Origin of the sequence: Tsukamurella tyrosinosolvens, assembly GCF_900104775.1 — a bacterium.
GTDB lineage: Bacteria > Actinomycetota > Actinomycetes > Mycobacteriales > Mycobacteriaceae > Tsukamurella > Tsukamurella tyrosinosolvens.
Window position 1 is genome coordinate 154,446 of sequence record NZ_FNSA01000001.1, and the last position, 15,453, is coordinate 169,898.

The 15,453-nt window shown below is 67.9% G+C and carries 19 protein-coding genes; 10 read left to right on the forward strand and 9 right to left on the reverse strand.

Annotation, left to right across the window (positions count from 1 at the left end; genetic code table 11):
• Nucleotides 1–44: 44 nt before the first annotated feature.
• The 4 genes from BLW32_RS00780 (at nt 45) to BLW32_RS00795 (ending at nt 4,093) form a co-directional block, all read left to right on the forward strand.
• Complete coding sequence (locus BLW32_RS00780; protein ID WP_051158840.1) at nt 45–464, forward strand: ArsR/SmtB family transcription factor; 420 nt, start codon at nt 45–47, stop codon at nt 462–464.
• Nucleotides 461–2,476 carry a heavy metal translocating P-type ATPase gene (locus tag BLW32_RS00785; RefSeq protein ID WP_019201610.1) on the forward strand — a complete coding sequence of 672 codons (2,016 nt, stop codon included), beginning with the start codon at nt 461–463 and terminating at the stop codon, nt 2,474–2,476. The genes BLW32_RS00780 and BLW32_RS00785 overlap by 4 nt, the downstream gene beginning before the upstream one ends.
• A gap of 411 nt (nt 2,477–2,887) precedes the next feature.
• Nucleotides 2,888–3,571 (forward strand): hypothetical protein, encoded by a 684-nt coding sequence (locus BLW32_RS00790; protein ID WP_068526157.1) that lies wholly within the window; start codon nt 2,888–2,890, stop codon nt 3,569–3,571.
• Nucleotides 3,572–3,700: 129 nt separating this feature from the next.
• Nucleotides 3,701–4,093 (forward strand): hypothetical protein, encoded by a 393-nt coding sequence (locus BLW32_RS00795; RefSeq protein ID WP_068537262.1) that lies wholly within the window; start codon nt 3,701–3,703, stop codon nt 4,091–4,093.
• A 22-nt stretch (nt 4,094–4,115) separates the two neighbouring features.
• Here the strand turns inward: BLW32_RS00795 and BLW32_RS00800 are convergent, their stop codons facing one another.
• From BLW32_RS00800 to BLW32_RS00830, 7 genes are all read right to left on the reverse strand, one after another.
• Entirely contained in the window at nt 4,116–4,529 is a 414-nt protein-coding gene (locus tag BLW32_RS00800) for a GNAT family N-acetyltransferase (RefSeq protein ID WP_225536086.1), read from the reverse strand.
• A 110-nt stretch (nt 4,530–4,639) separates the two neighbouring features.
• Nucleotides 4,640–6,061, reverse strand: coding sequence for an FAD-dependent oxidoreductase (locus tag BLW32_RS00805; RefSeq protein WP_068526158.1), 1,422 nt, complete (start codon nt 6,059–6,061; stop codon nt 4,640–4,642).
• A gap of 105 nt (nt 6,062–6,166) precedes the next feature.
• On the reverse strand, nt 6,167–6,832 hold the full coding sequence (locus tag BLW32_RS00810; protein WP_068526159.1) for an arsenate reductase/protein-tyrosine-phosphatase family protein: 666 nt from the start codon (nt 6,830–6,832) through the stop codon (nt 6,167–6,169).
• A gap of 43 nt (nt 6,833–6,875) precedes the next feature.
• The gene (locus BLW32_RS00815; RefSeq protein ID WP_068740136.1) at nt 6,876–7,319 is read right to left on the reverse strand and encodes an arsenate-mycothiol transferase ArsC; all 444 of its coding nucleotides are present in this window, start codon (nt 7,317–7,319) and stop codon (nt 6,876–6,878) included.
• Nucleotides 7,319–8,434 carry an ACR3 family arsenite efflux transporter gene (gene arsB / locus BLW32_RS00820; protein ID WP_068526161.1) on the reverse strand — a complete coding sequence of 372 codons (1,116 nt, stop codon included), beginning with the start codon at nt 8,432–8,434 and terminating at the stop codon, nt 7,319–7,321. Before arsB ends, BLW32_RS00815 begins: the two co-directional genes overlap by 1 nt.
• Entirely contained in the window at nt 8,431–8,805 is a 375-nt protein-coding gene (locus BLW32_RS00825) for an ArsR/SmtB family transcription factor (protein WP_068526162.1), read from the reverse strand. The genes arsB and BLW32_RS00825 overlap by 4 nt, the downstream gene beginning before the upstream one ends.
• Before the next feature lie 46 nt (nt 8,806–8,851).
• Nucleotides 8,852–9,241, reverse strand: a complete 390-nt coding sequence (locus BLW32_RS00830) for a heavy metal-responsive transcriptional regulator (RefSeq protein WP_068526163.1) — start codon at nt 9,239–9,241, stop codon at nt 8,852–8,854.
• A gap of 65 nt (nt 9,242–9,306) precedes the next feature.
• Here BLW32_RS00830 and merA point away from each other — a divergent pair, with 65 nt between their 5' ends.
• From merA to BLW32_RS00845, 3 genes are read left to right on the forward strand one after another with little or no spacing between them, the layout of a single operon-like run.
• Nucleotides 9,307–10,731 carry a mercury(II) reductase gene (merA, locus tag BLW32_RS00835; RefSeq protein ID WP_068526164.1) on the forward strand — a complete coding sequence of 475 codons (1,425 nt, stop codon included), beginning with the start codon at nt 9,307–9,309 and terminating at the stop codon, nt 10,729–10,731.
• A 38-nt stretch (nt 10,732–10,769) separates the two neighbouring features.
• Nucleotides 10,770–11,432: an organomercurial lyase MerB gene (gene merB / locus BLW32_RS00840; protein WP_074850279.1), complete on the forward strand. Its 663-nt coding sequence runs from the start codon at nt 10,770–10,772 to the stop codon at nt 11,430–11,432.
• The gene (locus tag BLW32_RS00845; protein ID WP_126195754.1) at nt 11,429–11,884 is read left to right on the forward strand and encodes a hypothetical protein; all 456 of its coding nucleotides are present in this window, start codon (nt 11,429–11,431) and stop codon (nt 11,882–11,884) included. The genes merB and BLW32_RS00845 overlap by 4 nt, the downstream gene beginning before the upstream one ends.
• A gap of 168 nt (nt 11,885–12,052) precedes the next feature.
• Here the strand turns inward: BLW32_RS00845 and BLW32_RS00850 are convergent, their stop codons facing one another.
• Nucleotides 12,053–12,514, reverse strand: a complete 462-nt coding sequence (locus BLW32_RS00850) for an ArsI/CadI family heavy metal resistance metalloenzyme (RefSeq protein WP_068526166.1) — start codon at nt 12,512–12,514, stop codon at nt 12,053–12,055.
• A 95-nt stretch (nt 12,515–12,609) separates the two neighbouring features.
• Here BLW32_RS00850 and BLW32_RS00855 point away from each other — a divergent pair, with 95 nt between their 5' ends.
• From BLW32_RS00855 to BLW32_RS00865, 3 genes are all read left to right on the forward strand, one after another.
• Nucleotides 12,610–12,963, forward strand: a complete 354-nt coding sequence (locus BLW32_RS00855; RefSeq protein ID WP_068526167.1) for an Rv2640c family ArsR-like transcriptional regulator — start codon at nt 12,610–12,612, stop codon at nt 12,961–12,963.
• A 364-nt stretch (nt 12,964–13,327) separates the two neighbouring features.
• The gene (locus BLW32_RS00860; protein ID WP_126195753.1) at nt 13,328–13,639 is read left to right on the forward strand and encodes an AbrB/MazE/SpoVT family DNA-binding domain-containing protein; all 312 of its coding nucleotides are present in this window, start codon (nt 13,328–13,330) and stop codon (nt 13,637–13,639) included.
• On the forward strand, nt 13,636–14,259 hold the full coding sequence (locus tag BLW32_RS00865; RefSeq protein ID WP_068526169.1) for a hypothetical protein: 624 nt from the start codon (nt 13,636–13,638) through the stop codon (nt 14,257–14,259). Before BLW32_RS00860 ends, BLW32_RS00865 begins: the two co-directional genes overlap by 4 nt.
• Here BLW32_RS00865 and BLW32_RS00870 read toward each other — a convergent pair.
• The gene (locus tag BLW32_RS00870) at nt 14,234–15,391 is read right to left on the reverse strand and encodes a hypothetical protein (RefSeq protein WP_126195752.1); all 1,158 of its coding nucleotides are present in this window, start codon (nt 15,389–15,391) and stop codon (nt 14,234–14,236) included. The genes BLW32_RS00865 and BLW32_RS00870 overlap by 26 nt on opposite strands.
• Between the last annotated feature and the right edge of the window lie 62 nt (nt 15,392–15,453).

The window sequence follows — 15,453 nt, forward strand, 5'->3', positions numbered from 1 at the left end:
CGCGAGAACTCGATTACACCACAGAATACCGCTATCATCGTCGTATGACGATGAATGAGTGTTCGGTGGCGACGGGCGCGCAGCTCGATCCCGCGGTCGCGTTGTTCCACAGCCTCTCCGACGGGACCCGGCTGGCGATCGCGACGCGGCTTGCCCACGGTGGCGAGGCCCGGGTGGCGGACCTGATGGCCGAGCTGGGCCTGGCGCAGTCGACGGTGTCGGCGCACGTGGCGTGCCTGCGGGACTGCGGTCTGGTGCAGGGCCGCCCGCAGGGGCGGCAGGTGTTCTACAGCCTCGCCCGCCCGGAGCTGATGGACCTGCTCGCGGCGGCGGAGACGCTGCTCGCGGCGACCGGCAACGCGGTCGCGTTGTGCCCGAACTACGGCACCGACAGCGCCACCTGCTGCAGCCCGGACGCTGTGACGACCGAGGAGGCTTCGGCGGCGAAGGTGGTGCGGCGATGAGTGACGCGTGCGGCTGCGGGCACGACGAGCCCGCCGGCGAGGACGAGCAGGCTCCCGGGCAGTGGTGGCAGGTGCGGGAATTGCAGGCCGCCGCGGCCGCGGCGGTGTTCCTACTCGCCGCATACATCGTCGGGTGGGCCGGCGGCCCGCAGCGCCTGTCACTGGTGCTGGAGTGGATCGCGCTGCTGATCGGGGCGTGGACTTTCGTGCCGTCCACGCTGCGGCGCCTGGCCCAGGGCAAGATCGGCGTCGGGATACTGATGACGATCGCCGCCGTCGGCGCGGTGATCCTCGGCGAGGTCGGCGAGGCGGCGATGCTCGCCGTGCTGTTCGCCATCAGCGAGGGCCTCGAGGAGTACGCCGTCTCACGGACCCGCCGCGGCCTGCGGGCGCTGCTCAACCTCGTCCCCGACACCGCGACCGTCCTGCGCGACGGCACCCCGGCCACCATCTCCCCGGCCGAGCTGGCGGTCGGAGACCGGATGCTGGTCAAGCCCGGCGAGCGGATCGCCACCGACGGCGTGATCCGCGACGGCCGCACCGCCCTGGACGTCTCGGCGATCACCGGCGAATCCGTGCCCGTCGAGGCCGGACCCGGCGACGAGGTGTTCGCCGGGACGATCAACGGCACCGGCGCCCTCACGGTCGAAGTCACCACCACCGCGGAGAACAACTCGCTGGCCAAGATCGTGCAGATCGTCGAGGCCGAACAGTCCCGCAAGGGCGACGCACAACGCCTCGCCGACACCATCGCCAAGCCCCTGGTCCCGGCGATCATGATCTTCGCCGCCGCGATCGCGATCCTCGGGTCCCTGCTCGGTGACCCCGCAACGTGGATCGAACGGGCCCTGGTCGTGCTGGTCGCCGCCTCCCCCTGCGCACTGGCGATCTCCGTCCCCGTCACCGTCGTCGCCGCGATCGGCGCCGCCAGCAAGATCGGCGTCCTGGTCAAGGGCGGCGCCGCCCTCGAGGCCCTCGGCCGGGTGCGGACGGTCGCCCTCGACAAGACCGGCACCCTGACCGCGAACCGCCCCGCCGTCGTCGACATCGCCACCATCACCGACCCGGCCACCGACCCGGCCGGCCCCTCCGTCGAGGCGAGCGACCTCGGCTCGGGCGTCCGGTCGCCGGAACAGGACCGGGTGCTCGCCGTCGCCGCGGCGCTCGAAGCCCACAGTGAACATCCCCTCGCCCGGGCGATCCTCACCGCCAATGGCGACCGCATACCGGCGGCGGTCGATGTGCAGGCCGTCCCCGGGGCCGGGCTGACCGGGCTCGTCGACGGGCGGCCCGCCCGGCTCGGCCGGCCCGGCTGGATCGACCCGGGCCCACTTGCAGCGCGGGTCGCGGCCATGCAAGCCGGCGGCGCCACCGCGGTCCTCGTCGAAGACGACGGGCAGGTCATCGGGGCGGTCGCCGTCCGCGACGAGCTGCGTCCTGAAGCCCGCGAGGTCATCGATCACCTGCACCGCGGCGGCGCCACCGTCGCGATGCTCACCGGCGACAACACCGCCACCGCCACCGCCCTGGCGAAGATCGCCGGGATCGACGACGTACACGCCGACCTGCGGCCCGAGGACAAGGCCCGGATCATCGGCGAGCTCCGCAAAGACCGGTTCACCGCGATGGTCGGCGACGGCGTCAACGACGCCCCCGCCCTCGCCACCGCGGACCTCGGCATCGCCATGGGCGCCATGGGCTCGGACGTCGCGATCGAAACTGCCGACATCGCGCTCATGGGTGAGGACCTACGGACCCTGCCGCAGGCCCTCGATCACGCCCGCCGGGCCCGGAACATCATGCTGCAGAACGTGGCCCTGTCCCTCGGGCTGATCGCGATCCTCATCCCGCTCGCACTGTTCGGCGTCCTCGGCCTCGCCGCCGTCGTCGCCGTCCACGAACTCGCCGAGATCGTCGTCATCGCCAACGGCGTCCGCGCCGGCCGCGTCACCGCGCTCCCGCCGGCTCCCCCAGCAACGAGCCGGCGGCCGACGATTCAGCAAGCGGTGTAGCGCCACGCCACGGGCCTCCGCGCGGGTACTGGGGCGGGATCAGTGCGGTCTGCGGGCGGTGCGGCTTGCGTTCGCGGACTCAGGTCCGGGCGGGTGAGCTGCTCGGTGTCCTTCGGGATTTCAGGGGACACCGAGGAAGGACAGTCGCTTGTGCTCGGTGCTCTGCTCGCCGTCACCGAAACATGCGCGGCTCGGTCCGTTCGTTTGGGTTCGAGGGATGTCCCTGGTATTTCGCGCGCGCATTTCGCACACCGCTCCTACCAAGCGGCGGGCCACCGTCGAGCAACCTCCGAATTGGTTACTGGCACGCTTGTACCAATGTCCCGGAGATCAGATCGCAACCGCACCCCTCGCCCGAAGCCCGCGCCCGCACCGCTGGATCACACACCGCTGATGACGGCATTGCGGCAGGTGGAGATCGCCGTCGCCGGGTTCAACCGCGAGGCCGCGCGGATCGAGAGCGAGTACGGCATCGCCATCTGTCCCGAGCGGGTCGTCAACACTCCCGAGACCACTGGCCTGGCACACTACATCGAGGTCGCGATCGGCATCGTCGCACGTAAGCTTCCCGTGGCGGTGTATGGGTCGGACGGCCGGCGCTGGACCGGCGCCCGGTCTCCGCGGCAGGTGTTCGCGCTGTACGAGGCGGCCGGCGACAACACCGCTGACTACCTGACGCAGATGGCTCTCAACGTCGAGCGGATCAAGGCCAAGAAGGACGACCTCGACCGCAGCCTCAAGAGGAAGTGCCTGCGGCCGAAGACGAACGGGAAACCGTGTCAGATGCGGCCGCTGTATCAGGCCGGAGTGGGCCACCAGGACGGGTTCGGTTGCTGGCGCCATGCCACCGACGACGAGAAGCTCGAGCTGGAGAAGTCGCGTATCGCCATCGAGACCAAGACCGGTTGTCCGGGGTGCAAGGCCGGGCCTGGCGAGGCGTGCTTGATCCCCACCGAGGACGGCCTCACTCCCGCCCAGGCCGGCCTGACGATGGTCGACGGCGAGTGGCCCCGTGTGCGGGTTCTCGGTGGAGCCGAGATCCACGTCCCGCGGATCGAACTGATCCATCCTCGCGTCCTCGAGCCCGCCGAGTAGATCCGCCAAGGACGGCACGCGAACCCCAGGCCCAAAATCATGGGCGCACCCGGCAGCGGCGCCCCAAATCAACTCCGCCTAGCGTTCGGGACAGTGAGCCTGACCCTATACCCCTATACGAGGAGTCCCATGACGGATGAACCGGATGTCCAGCAGCCGCCCGACGGCAACGATCCACCGTCGGAGACGGTGGATGAGCTCACGGACGGTATGCGCGGCCGGTGGGTGGTGGCCTCGCAGGGATCAACGCACCTGTGGGACCTGGATGCGTTGACGTACACGCGTCGTCCCGGCCCCGCCAGCCCGTCTGGGGCGTTCGACTACGACGGCATCGCGCACCGGATCACAAGGGTCACCCGCTGGCCGCGTGTCGGTGACCAGTCACTGGTCTGGTTCGACGATCCCGCGAGCCCCTTCGACACCGAGCAGTTCCGCCGCTCGTCGGCGATCGTGTCGATCACCCGCGCCCCAGAGCTGGCGGATGAAGAACCAGACGGTTCTGAAGTCGGTGACGCCGGCTGAGTCCGGTAGGTGTAGGCGGCAGTCAGCTGCGTCGTTCGATGAGGACGACGTCGCGCCAGCGGCCGTCGCGTTGGCCGATGCGTTCGCGGGTGCCGACGGTGCGGAATCCGGCGCGCCGGTGCAGGGCGAGGCTGGCGTGGTTCTCGGGGAAGATCCCGGTCTGGATGGTCCACACCCCGGCAGCGTCGGCGGACTGGATGAGGGCCTGCAACAGCGCGGCTCCGATGCCCTGCCCGGCGTGGCCGGAGTCGACGTAGACGCTGTGCTCGATGACGCCGGCGTAGACGCAGCGCCCCGAGACGGGCGCCGCTGCAACCCACCCGGCGACCTGCCCACCTGGGGCGAGGGCGACGACGCGGTGCTCAGGTAGGTGTCGTTGGTCGAAGTCCGTCCAGCCGGGTGCGGCGGTTTCGAAGGTGGCGTTGCCGGTGTCCATGCCGGCTTGGTAAATCGCGAGGACCTGTGGCCCATGCTCGGGCCGCATCGCAACGATCGCCGGGTCCGCCGCTCGTGCGGCGGACCCGGTTGAGTCGTGGGGGCTGGTGGTCACCTGTTCAGGCTAAGGACGCTGCGCTGATGGTGCAGCTGGTGCTCGCGGACCCAGTTCTGGGCGGCGACCTGCACGGCGTCCCACGGGGACCCGAGGGGCGGGGTGTAGGACAGGTCGAGCTCGGAGAGGGCGTCGACGCTCATGCCGTGGTGCAGGGCGGTGGCGTAGGTGTCGACGCGCTTGGAGATCTCGGCCGTGCGGTGCCCGATGAGCTGGGCACCGAGTAGTGCGCCGGTGTTCTGGTCGCCGGTGATCCGGATGCTGATGGGGGTGGCACCCGGGTAGTAGGCCTTGTGATCGTCCGGTGTGGAGGTCGTCGACACCGGCACCCAGCCGCGGTCGGCGGCAAGGGCTTCGGTCTCTTTGAGGCCGGTGCGGGCGGCGACGAGGTCGAAGATCTTCACGACCTGGGTGCCGAGGGAGCCGGTGTAGCGGGCGGTGCCGCCGAGGGCGTTCTCGCCGGCGACGCGGCCCTGCTTGTGCGCGGTGGTGCCGAGCGGGAGCCAGGTGATGCCGAGCTGGCGGTGGTGGGTGTGCACGGCGTCGCCGGCGGCGAAGACGTCGGACAGATTGGTGCGCATCTGCTCGTCGACGGCGATCGTGTTCTTGATGCCGAGCTGCGCGCCCGCTGCGGCAGCGAGGTCGGTGTCGGGGCGCACGCCCACGACGACGAGCACGAGATCGGCGGTGAGGTGATCGCTCTGGCCGTCACTGCTGGTGGTGACGGTCAGGGCGCCGGTGTCGGTGCGGTCGACCGCGGTGACCAGGGTGTGGGTGCGGACGTCGACCCGGTTGCGGACCAGTTCATCGTGGACGAGGGCGCCGAGTTCGGGTTCGACAGTGGGGAGCACCTCAGGGAGGGCTTCGATCTGGGTGACGGTGATGCCGCGGGCAGTGAGACCTTCGGCCATTTCCAGGCCGATGTAGCCGGCGCCGATGATGATCGCGGTCTTCGGGTCCTTCGTGGTGAGGGTGTTCATCACGGCGAAGGTGTCGCCCATCGAGTGCAGCAGGTGCACGCCGTCAGCGGGGCCGAGGTGGTCGAGGCCGGTGATCGGCGGCCGCACGGACACAGCGCCGGTGCCGATGACGAGGACGTCGTAGTCGAGGTCCCGGGCGGCGCCGTCCGGGCCGGTGACGGTCAGGCGGTGTCCGGCCGGATCGATCGCGGTAGCTCTGGTGTCGGTGTGCACGGTCATGCCGGTGGCGGCGAGGTCGGCGGCGGTGCGGTGGGCGAGGTTGCTCCAGTGGGTGACCTCGCCGGAGACGTAGTACGGGATGCCGCAGATGGAGAAGTTCGGGTAGGCGTCGGCGACGACCACGGTGACCTCGCTGGTGGGGTCGAGTTCGCGGGCCCGCAGGGCGGCGGAGATCCCGGCGTCCGATCCGCCGATGGCGATGATCTTGCGTGCAGACATGGGGTGTCGGTTCCCTTCCAAGAACAGGCAAATGAGGTGTGAGCAGGCACAGCGGCACTGACGGCGGTGAGCGGGGCCGTCGAGCACGTCGATCAAAGGGGTGGGTCAGGTGATCGTGGGATGGAGCTCGGCGAGGAGGTCTTTGACGCGGCGGTCGAGGTCGTCACGGATCAGGCGGACGGTCTCGATGGGGTGGTTGTCGGGGTCGGCGACCTGCCAGTCCAGGTACCGCTTGCCCGGGTAGACCGGGCAGGCGTCGCCGCAGCCCATGGAGATCACCACGTCCGCGGCCGCGACCACGTCGTCGGTGAGAGGCTTGGGAAACTCAGCGGCCAGGTCGAGCCCGACCTCGGTCATGGCCTGCTCGACGATCGGGTTGATCACCGCAGCAGGCAGCGACCCGGCGGAGCGTACGTGCACCGCCCCGGCCGCGTGGTGTGTCAGGAGCGCGGCAGCCATCTGCGAGCGGCCCGCGTTGTGGACGCAGATGAACAGCACCTCGGGCACGGTCTTGGTGCTCGCACCGGTCGACTGCGCCAGGGCGGCGAGACGCTCGGCGGCGAACCGGCCGGCGAGAGTCACCAGGTGAGTGTGGATGCGGGCGGTGCGCCGCAGCGCGGTGTAGGACTCGAAGACGACCCGTTCGACGGTCTGCTCGGAGACGATCCCGCGGTACTGGGCGGCGAGCCGCTCCGCGGTCCGCGCCAGCAGGGCCTGGGGCATCAGCAGTTCCGGTGTTCCGGCCGACTCGGTCGTGGCGTTGGCGTTCATCCGACTTTCTCCCGCTTCTCGGGCTTCCCGGCCTGCTCGGTCGCTACCGGGTGGTGAGTTCGGCTGCCAGCGCGGTGACGCGGGCGGCGATGTCGTCGCGCACGAGGCGCATCCGCTCGATCCCGTCGATGCCCCGCTCCGACGGCTCGTCGGTATCCCAGTTGACCAACGCGACACCGTCCGGGGTGTCGACGACGGCTTCCCGGCCGAGAGTGACCACCAGGTCCACCCGGGCGAGCAGCGCCGGGTCGATCGGTTTCGGGGTCTCGCCGGTGATGTCGACACCGACCTCAGCCAGCGACTCGGCGGACAGGCTGTTGACCACGGAGCCGGGCTTGGTGCCGGCCGAGTGCACCTCGACGGCATCGCCGACGGTCTTGCGCATCAGGCCGGCGGCCATCTGGGACTTGCCGCCGTTCTTCACGCACACGAACAACACGCTCGGCGTGGCCGATTCGGTGTCGGCGGTGATCGTATTGTCGGACATCAGTTCACACTCCTGGACGGATCCGCGGTCGCGGCGGTGGAGGACGGGGTCAGCGGGAAGCGCTTGCGCAGGGCCAGCGAGACATAGACCAGGCCGACCAGGACGGGGACCTCGATGAGCGGCCCGACGACGCCCGCGAGGGCTTGGCCGGAGGTGGCGCCGTAGGTGGCGATCGCGACGGCGATGGCGAGCTCGAAGTTGTTGCCGGCGGCGGTAAACGCGAGCGTGGTGGTGCGCTCGTAGCCGAGTCCCATGACGGCGCCGAGCAGGTACCCGCCGCCCCACATCACGGCGAAGTACACCAGCAGCGGCAGGGCGATACGGGCGACGTCCCACGGGCGGGAGGTGATCTGCTCGCCCTGCAGGGCGAACAGGATGACGATGGTGAACAGCAGCCCGTAGAGGGCACATGGTCCGATCCGGGGGAGGAACTTCGTTTCGTACCAGTCGCGGCCCTTGGTCTTCTCTCCGATTCGGCGGGAGAGGTAGCCGGCGAGGAGCGGGATGCCGAGGAAGATCAGCACGGATTTGGCGATCTGCCAGGGCGAGGTGCTGATGGTGGTCTGTTCGAGGCCGAGCCAGCCGGGCAGGATCGAGAGGTAGAACCAGCCGAGGACGGCGAACATGATCACCTGGAACACCGAGTTCAGCGCCACGAGGACGGCTGCGGCTTCGCGGTCGCCGCAGGCGAGGTCGTTCCAGATGATCACCATGGCGATGCACCGGGCGAGGCCGACGATGATTAGGCCGGTGCGGTACTCGGGCAGGTCGGGCAGGAAGATCCAGGCGAGTGCGAACATCAGCGCCGGGCCCAGGATCCAGTTCAGGAAGAGGGAGCCGAGCAGGAGCTTGCGGTCGCCGGTGACGGTGTCGAGGCGGTCGTAGCGGACCTTCGCCAGCACCGGGTACATCATGATCAACAGGCCCAGGGCGATCGGCAGCGAGACACCGTCGACCTGGATCTTCTCCAGCGCGGTGTTCAGCCCGGGGATCATCCGGCCGAGCAGCAGGCCGGCGACCATGGCGACACCGATCCACACCGGCAGGAACCGGTCGAGGGTGGAGAGCTTGCCGACGACCGGCTGATGCTCAGTCGTCGGGGCGGGGCTGGTCACGAAAGAACCTCCAACGAGATGGCGGGGTCACCGGACTGCAGGATCCCGGCGAGCGAGGACAGGACTTCGGGGATGACGCGGTAGTACACCCACGAGGCGCGGCGCTCGGACTCGAGCAGGCCTGCGGTCTTGAGGACCTTGAGGTGGTGCGAGATCGTCGGTTGCGAGACGTCCACCGCCGGCGAGATGTCACACACGCAAGCCTCGCCTCCCTCGTGGCTGGCGATCAGGCTGAACAGGCGCAGCCGGACCGGGTCGGCCAGGGCCTTGAACACCGCCGCGAGGTCGACGGACTGCCCCTCCGACAGAGGCTCACGGACCAGCGGTGAGCACCGCACGGTCACATCGGTCAACGGAATCGAATTCGACACACATCAATATTGACAGATATCGATGTTGGACACAAGCGTGTCTGGGTTATAGGTAGCGACAGATATCTTCGCTAGCGCACGACTTCGGATCGGTGTGTTCGGCAGCTTGGCGTAGGTGGGTGATGTTGTCGCGCAGTGCGATCAGTTCCGCGATCTGTTGATCGAGGTGGTGGATCGACCTGTCTAGCTGGTCGCGTACGTGATCACATGGGGCTTGGCCGGTGCCGCGTATGTCGATGATTCTTTTGACTTGCGCGAGAGTGAGTGCCGCCGCCTGCCCCCTCTTGATGAATTGCACGATGCCGATGGCGTCGGGGGTGTAGTTGCGGTATCCACCGGCGGTACGTCCCGGTTCAGGGAGGAGCCCCGCTTCCTCGTAGTACCGCAGCGTCGATGGCGTGGCGCCAGATTTGCGGGCGAGTTCTCCGATCCGCATCGGGTCCTCCCTGTCCGGATTCTGGGCTTGACCTTCAAGGGTACTGGAGGGTTGATGATGGTGACATGAGTGAAGAGTTTGATCTTGCGATCGTTGGTTCGGGTGCTGCAGCGATGGCGGCGGCGATCCGCGCAACAGCCATGGGCAAGTCCGTGGTGATGATCGAGCGAGGCACTTTCGGCGGCACCTGTGTGAATACCGGTTGCGTGCCGTCGAAGGCGTTGATCGCCGCGGCGCAGGCACAGCACACGGTCTCTGATGCTGGCCGGTTCCCGGGGGTCGGTGCGACCGCCGTGCCGGTAGATATGGCCGCCCTGGCGGCGGGGACACGGCGCTTGGCAGAGTCGATGCGGTCAGAGAAGTACGTTGCCGTTGCGGACTCGTACGGCTGGCGCCGCGTCCAGGGTGCGGCCGCGTTCGCGGGAACGCGGGCAGCGCCATCGCTGGTGGTCACAGCTCCCGATGGGACTACCGAGACGATAATTGCTCGACGGTACTTGGTGGCAACAGGGGCCCAACCGTCGATTCCGTCGATTCCCGGACTCAATCTGGTCGACTACCTGACGTCGACGACCGCGATGGAGTTGACCGCAGTCCCGGAATCACTCCTAGTGATCGGCGGCGGGTTCATCGCGCTCGAGCAGGCGCAACTCTTCGCGCGACTGGGGGCGAAGGTAACCGTTTTGGTGCGGTCCAGGATCGCTTCGGCCGAAGATGCTGACGTCGCAGATGCTCTCCTGGAAGCGCTCGCTGACGAGCACATCGAGGTAGTGCAGCTCGCGACCGCGACCTCGGTCGACACCGAGGCGGGTGAGGTCGTCGTGACCGCCTCCAGCCCTGGTGGACAAGGCGACTTCCGTGCGGCGAAGCTGCTCGTCGCGACGGGCAGAACCCCGAATACTAGAGGTTTGAATCTGGAGACGGTTGGAGTCGACACGAGCACCAGCGGCGCGATCCTCGTGTCGAATCAGCTCAGAACATCAAACCCGCGTGTGTGGGCAGCGGGCGATGTGACCGGCCATCCCGAGTTCGTCTATGTCGCAGCCGCGCAAGGCACAACGGTCGCCGACAACATGTTCGGACAGACCCCGCGGTCGTTGGACTACACGCACCTGCCGCGCGTGATGTTCACCAGTCCGGCAATCGGGAGCGTCGGTATGACCGAGACGCAGGCCCTCGCAAGCGGAATCCGGTACACGAGCTCGCTTCTTCCGCTCACTCACGTACCCCGGGCCCAAGTTGACCGAGATACCCGAGGCTTCATCAAGCTCATCGCAGACTCCGATAGTCATCGAGTCCTCGGAATTTCGGCGGTCGCGAATAGTGCCGGCGAGATCGCCGCCGCTGGGGTCTACATCCTCGAAGCAAGGATGACCGTCGAGCAGGTCGCCCGGACATGGGCGCCCTACCTGACCATGGCCGAGGGCATCAAAATCGCCGCACAATCCTTCAGCACCGACATCGCCCAGCTCTCCTGCTGCGCTTCCTAATTCCTGATTCCACCGATCCGCAAGCGAAGTCCCAGACAATGACCAATCCACTCGATCGACTCATCACCCCCGAGGGGTCCGGCCTCGATCCGGCAGTCCTGGTTCCCCTACTCAGGCTCCTCTCCAAGGGAAACCCCGTCAGCGTAGAGGACTTAGCAGCTGCGGCCGGACTGTCGGAACCCGATGTACGGGAACGACTCCAATCCGTTTCCGACACCGAATACGACGATCGCGACCAAATAGTCGGGCAAGGACTGACCCTCCGTCCGACCCCGCATCGGTTCACCGTCGCAGGTCACGAACTGTTCACGTGGTGCGCACTCGACACCCTGATCTTCCCCACACTCCTAAACCAGTCAGCCACCATCGAGTCGACCTCACCCGCGAGCGGTCAAACGATCAGAATCTCTGTCACGGCAGACACCGTGACCAGCATCGAACCCGACACCGCAGTGCTATCGCTCGTCGACCCCGATGACCTCAGCTCGCTTCGAACGTCGTTCTGCAACCAAGTGCACTTCTTCGCCTCCCCACACGATGCCCAAACGTGGACGCGCGAAAATCCCGGCAACCAACTCCTCGACATCACCCACGCGCACGCCCTCGGGAAAGCTCTCGCTGAACAAGCGCTCATCAGCCCGGACACAGCCCGACAGGCCGGATGCTGCTCGCCGGATCAGCACGAAGGAACCGCCCAATGACCAACACAGTGAAATCGCCCCTCGCACGCAGGACAAGAGAGATCGGCCGATGGGGCACCGCCGCCCGGACAGTGATCGGTGCCGCTTTCGTGGGAGCCGGGATCATCATCGGACCTTCCACAATCGACCTCATCATCGCGGTCGCACTGGTCCCTGCCGCGATCACCCTCGCGGTTGTACTTCGGGGTCGTGATTCGGCACCACTGCGGGTCACAGGCGCGTGGGCCATGGCCACTAACACGCTGGTCTTCTTCGCGTTCTTCGCGCTCACCCCGCCGGCGGCAGCAACGTTCTACGGGCTTTCCATGCTGCTCGCCGCTAGCCGCGGGCTCGCAGCCTGCGAAGTGATGGCGGCATCGAACGTGATCCTCAACCGAAACGACCAAGTCGGTTGCCCTGTCTTTACCCCGATCGACCGCATCGAGGGATTCCACCCACGCGACTGCGCCTAACCGCAGATGCCTCTCCTCCAGCGCAGCCTCCGCCCAGGGGGACGCCGACCGCGAGAACCAGCCGGTACAGCGCAGTGCGGCCCGCTACTGCGTTTCGCGCCAGCGCTCTCTGGTAACCGCGTCGATGGCCGCCACCCGAAGCGGTGACGGCCATCGATCGAGGGCGGACTAGCAGCAGTTCGCCGCCGCAGGGGTGCAGCACGCGGCCGGCGTCGCTTCGGAGTCCTCGGCTGTCGTCGCCGGAGTGTGTCCGCCGTCGAAGGTCTCGGCGTCAGCGAGGACGGTGTAGACCTCCCAACGCTCGGCGTCGGGGGCGGTGACCCAGACCTTGTCCTGGGTGGCGAAGCAACAGGTGGCGCCGATCTCCTCCTCGGTGAACAGCTGCTCCTCGGTGAGGCGGGCGATCTCAGCGTGCACCTTGTCGCTGGAGTCCACCTCGACGCCGAGATGGTTGATGCTGCCGCCCTGGCCGGGGTTCTCCAGCAGGACCAGCTTGAGCGCCGGGTCGGCGACGGCGAAGTTGGCGTAACCGGGCTTGACCTTCGCCGGGCCCGTGCCGAACAGCTTGGTGTAGAACGCGATCGACTGATCGAGGTCATCGACATTGAGGGCGAGCTGGACGCGGGACATGAGAACCTCCGAGGCTTCGACATACATCTAACTGTTGCTCGTTCAGTTCTAGACCACGCTTTGACATATGTCAACGAGTAGGTAGATTGAAGCGTATGCCCAAGACGCTCCCCGTCGTCGACATCAGCGCCCCGATCTGCTGTGCTCCGCTGGCCGCCGGCGTGATGGACGAGGCCGCGGCACTCGAGCTCGCCCTGCGCCTCAAGGCCCTCGCCGACCCGGCCCGGATCCAGCTGATCTCGATCCTCATGGCCGCACGTCCAGGCGAAATCAGCACCGGCGACCTCGCCGACACGGTGGGCCTGTCGTCGGCGACCGTCAGTCACCACCTGAGCCAGCTCAAGAAGGCCGGCCTCGTCAGCTCCGAGCGGCGCGGGATCAACGTCTTCTACCGGGCCGAACCTGACTCCCTTGAAGCGCTCCGGGCCGTCCTGGCCACGTGCTGCTAGCGCGAACGCGCCTCTCGCGCGCAGGTAGTGGCTGCACGACACCGTCGCGAGGCTCCCCGGCACAGCACCAGCACGATCGCCTGCGGCAGGATCGACACGCGTGGACCACATCGAGCAGCAGCTAGAGCAACAGCTCCGCGAACGCGGCATCCCCCTCACTGCGGCTGAGTTCCTCCGCGCCGTCCTCGAAGCCCTCGACGACGGCGCTTCCGTGCCTTAGCGGGACAGCGGTCGGCACGAGGAACATGCGCTGTAATCCGCAGTACCAGTGACTGTTCGGTCCTTGACTGCTAAAATCAGCAGTATGCTTCCCACGGGTCCCCGGACGATCGACAGCTTCCGCCGGATCACCATCCCAGCGAAGGTGGCGAAGGCGTCCGGAGTGCGGCAGCCTTCGTGGGTCCGGATCGGTGTCGTCGCCGACCAGAGGATCGTCGAGATCATTCCCACTCGCGGCCCGCGCGGGACGAAGCCGTCCGTACGAGGTAACCCGGATCGTCCGCGGCGGCTGCGGACGTCGCGACAGATCGCGCTGCCGGCGGCGGTCCTCGACTCGGTCGGTCTGGACATTGGGAGCGTCGTGGCGTTCCTGGCCCTGGAGGACCGCATTCATCTGTTCGCCGCGTCGCGGGTCATCGCGCCGGAGCCCGCGCCCGTGGGAGAGGAAGACCAGTGACGGCGCGGCGACGTACCCGGTCAATCCACGCAGAGGCGGGTCAGCTCCCCCTGTTCGACGTCCCTGCCGTCGCGCCGGCGGATCTGGTCGACGCGGCCGTGGTCGCGGCTGCGGAGCTCGTCCTCGATAGCTCGGTGTCGGTGTTGCCGCGGACCGAACTGTCGGGGCTTCGCGGGTATCCGGTGGTCCGATGGTCGTCGACCGTCGCCGAACGGATGTCGTCCGGGGCGGGACCGATGCTCGACGCGCAGGTCCTCGAGCTGTGGGAGATGTGCCCGGCGGAGGGCGCGGGGGCGCCGCCGGCGGCGCCGTTGAGCATCGTCGGGTTCGTCGCCACCGGGCAGTGGAAGAGGGCCCTGTATGTCGCCAGTGAGCTTCGCGGGTTCGGCGAGACCGTGGTGCTGACCGAGCGGCGGCCCACGGCGCTGAGCTTGACGGCGGCGGACCTCGCCGACGTGAGCGTGGTGCATACCTCTCACGCCGGCGAGGAACTACTGGTGCGGGGATCGAAGGTTGCCGATCCTCCGCGGATCGTCGCGGTGCGGTACTGGGAGGAGCGGCTATTCGCTCACGCCCTCGCGACAGGGGTGCCGATCACGCCGCAGCCGGCTCCGGCGTAGCGCCGATCCAGGCGGACAGGGCGCGTTTGCGCTTCCAGTCCCCGCCGGTGAGCTTCTCGATCTCGATGTTGCTCTCGTGGGCGGCCTCGCACATCGCCGTCCACGCCTGCGGGCCGTTGTGGGCGGCGATAGCGGTGGCCAAACCGCGACCGAGCATCGCGACCGCGGAGACCGAATGCGAGAACGCTGCTGCCTTCGGGATGTCAGCCGTGCGGATCCAGGTCAGGTCCCGTCCACCGCAGAGTGCGCAGTCGCAGCACCACGCGGCGTGGGACTTGTCCTTGAGGTAATGCCGCTCGAACGCGGTCAGCGACGTGTACGCGAGAAGCTCCGGGAGGATGAACGACACCGACCCGCTGGTGCCGCCCCCGCCGATGTCGGGGTAGATGTGCCGGTAGGTGGTCGATGACCCCATCGCCGCGCCTGCGGCGCCGTACGCCAGCGCCCCCAACCCCGCCGTGTCACTGCGCAGGAGCAGCACCGGGACATCTGCGGTGAGGACGTGCACCAGCCCGGTCACGACGTTGGTCCGGTCGAACGGGTCGTCGGTGTCTTCGACCATCAACGCCACGGGGATGCCGTGCGCGTTGATCTCAGACCGGAGCGAATCGGCGGCGTGCGAAAGCCACCAGCTCGCGATCGGCAGCGCCGCAATCACCTGTCCACCGAAGCGGGCCGCCGTCTTCAGGGTGGTCCGCAGCCCAGCGGTGTCGCCCTTGGCCACATAGCCGGAATCGGTCAATGCCCACGTCAGGCCCGCGCTACGTTGCACGGTGATCCAGTCGCGGGTCGGCTCCGCCGTCGCCACCTTCCGCTGCCGGCCGCTGTAGAGGTTCGCGTCGAGCAGCAACGCTGCTTCGGGGCACTTCTTGCGGGTCTGATCCGCCGCGGTCCTCGCCACCGCGGAGCGGTGGGTCCGGGACTGCCACGGCACGGAGTAGACCGCGCCGACACCTTCCGACGCGATCAGCGCGCGAGTCGGGTCGATCAAGGTCGTCGGGACCTGAACGAACAGGTCCGTCGACATGCCCTCGAGCCGGTGCTGCCCGACCTGGATGGGCCGGGCACCTCCAGCCCGTTCAGTGCTGGTGGTATCGGTTGTGCGATCAGAGTCGCGACTGTCGTTGGTCAACGGTGCCTCCTCAAGGCAGTGTGGATGAGCCACCACGCCAAGGTCCGCATCGCTCGCCCACA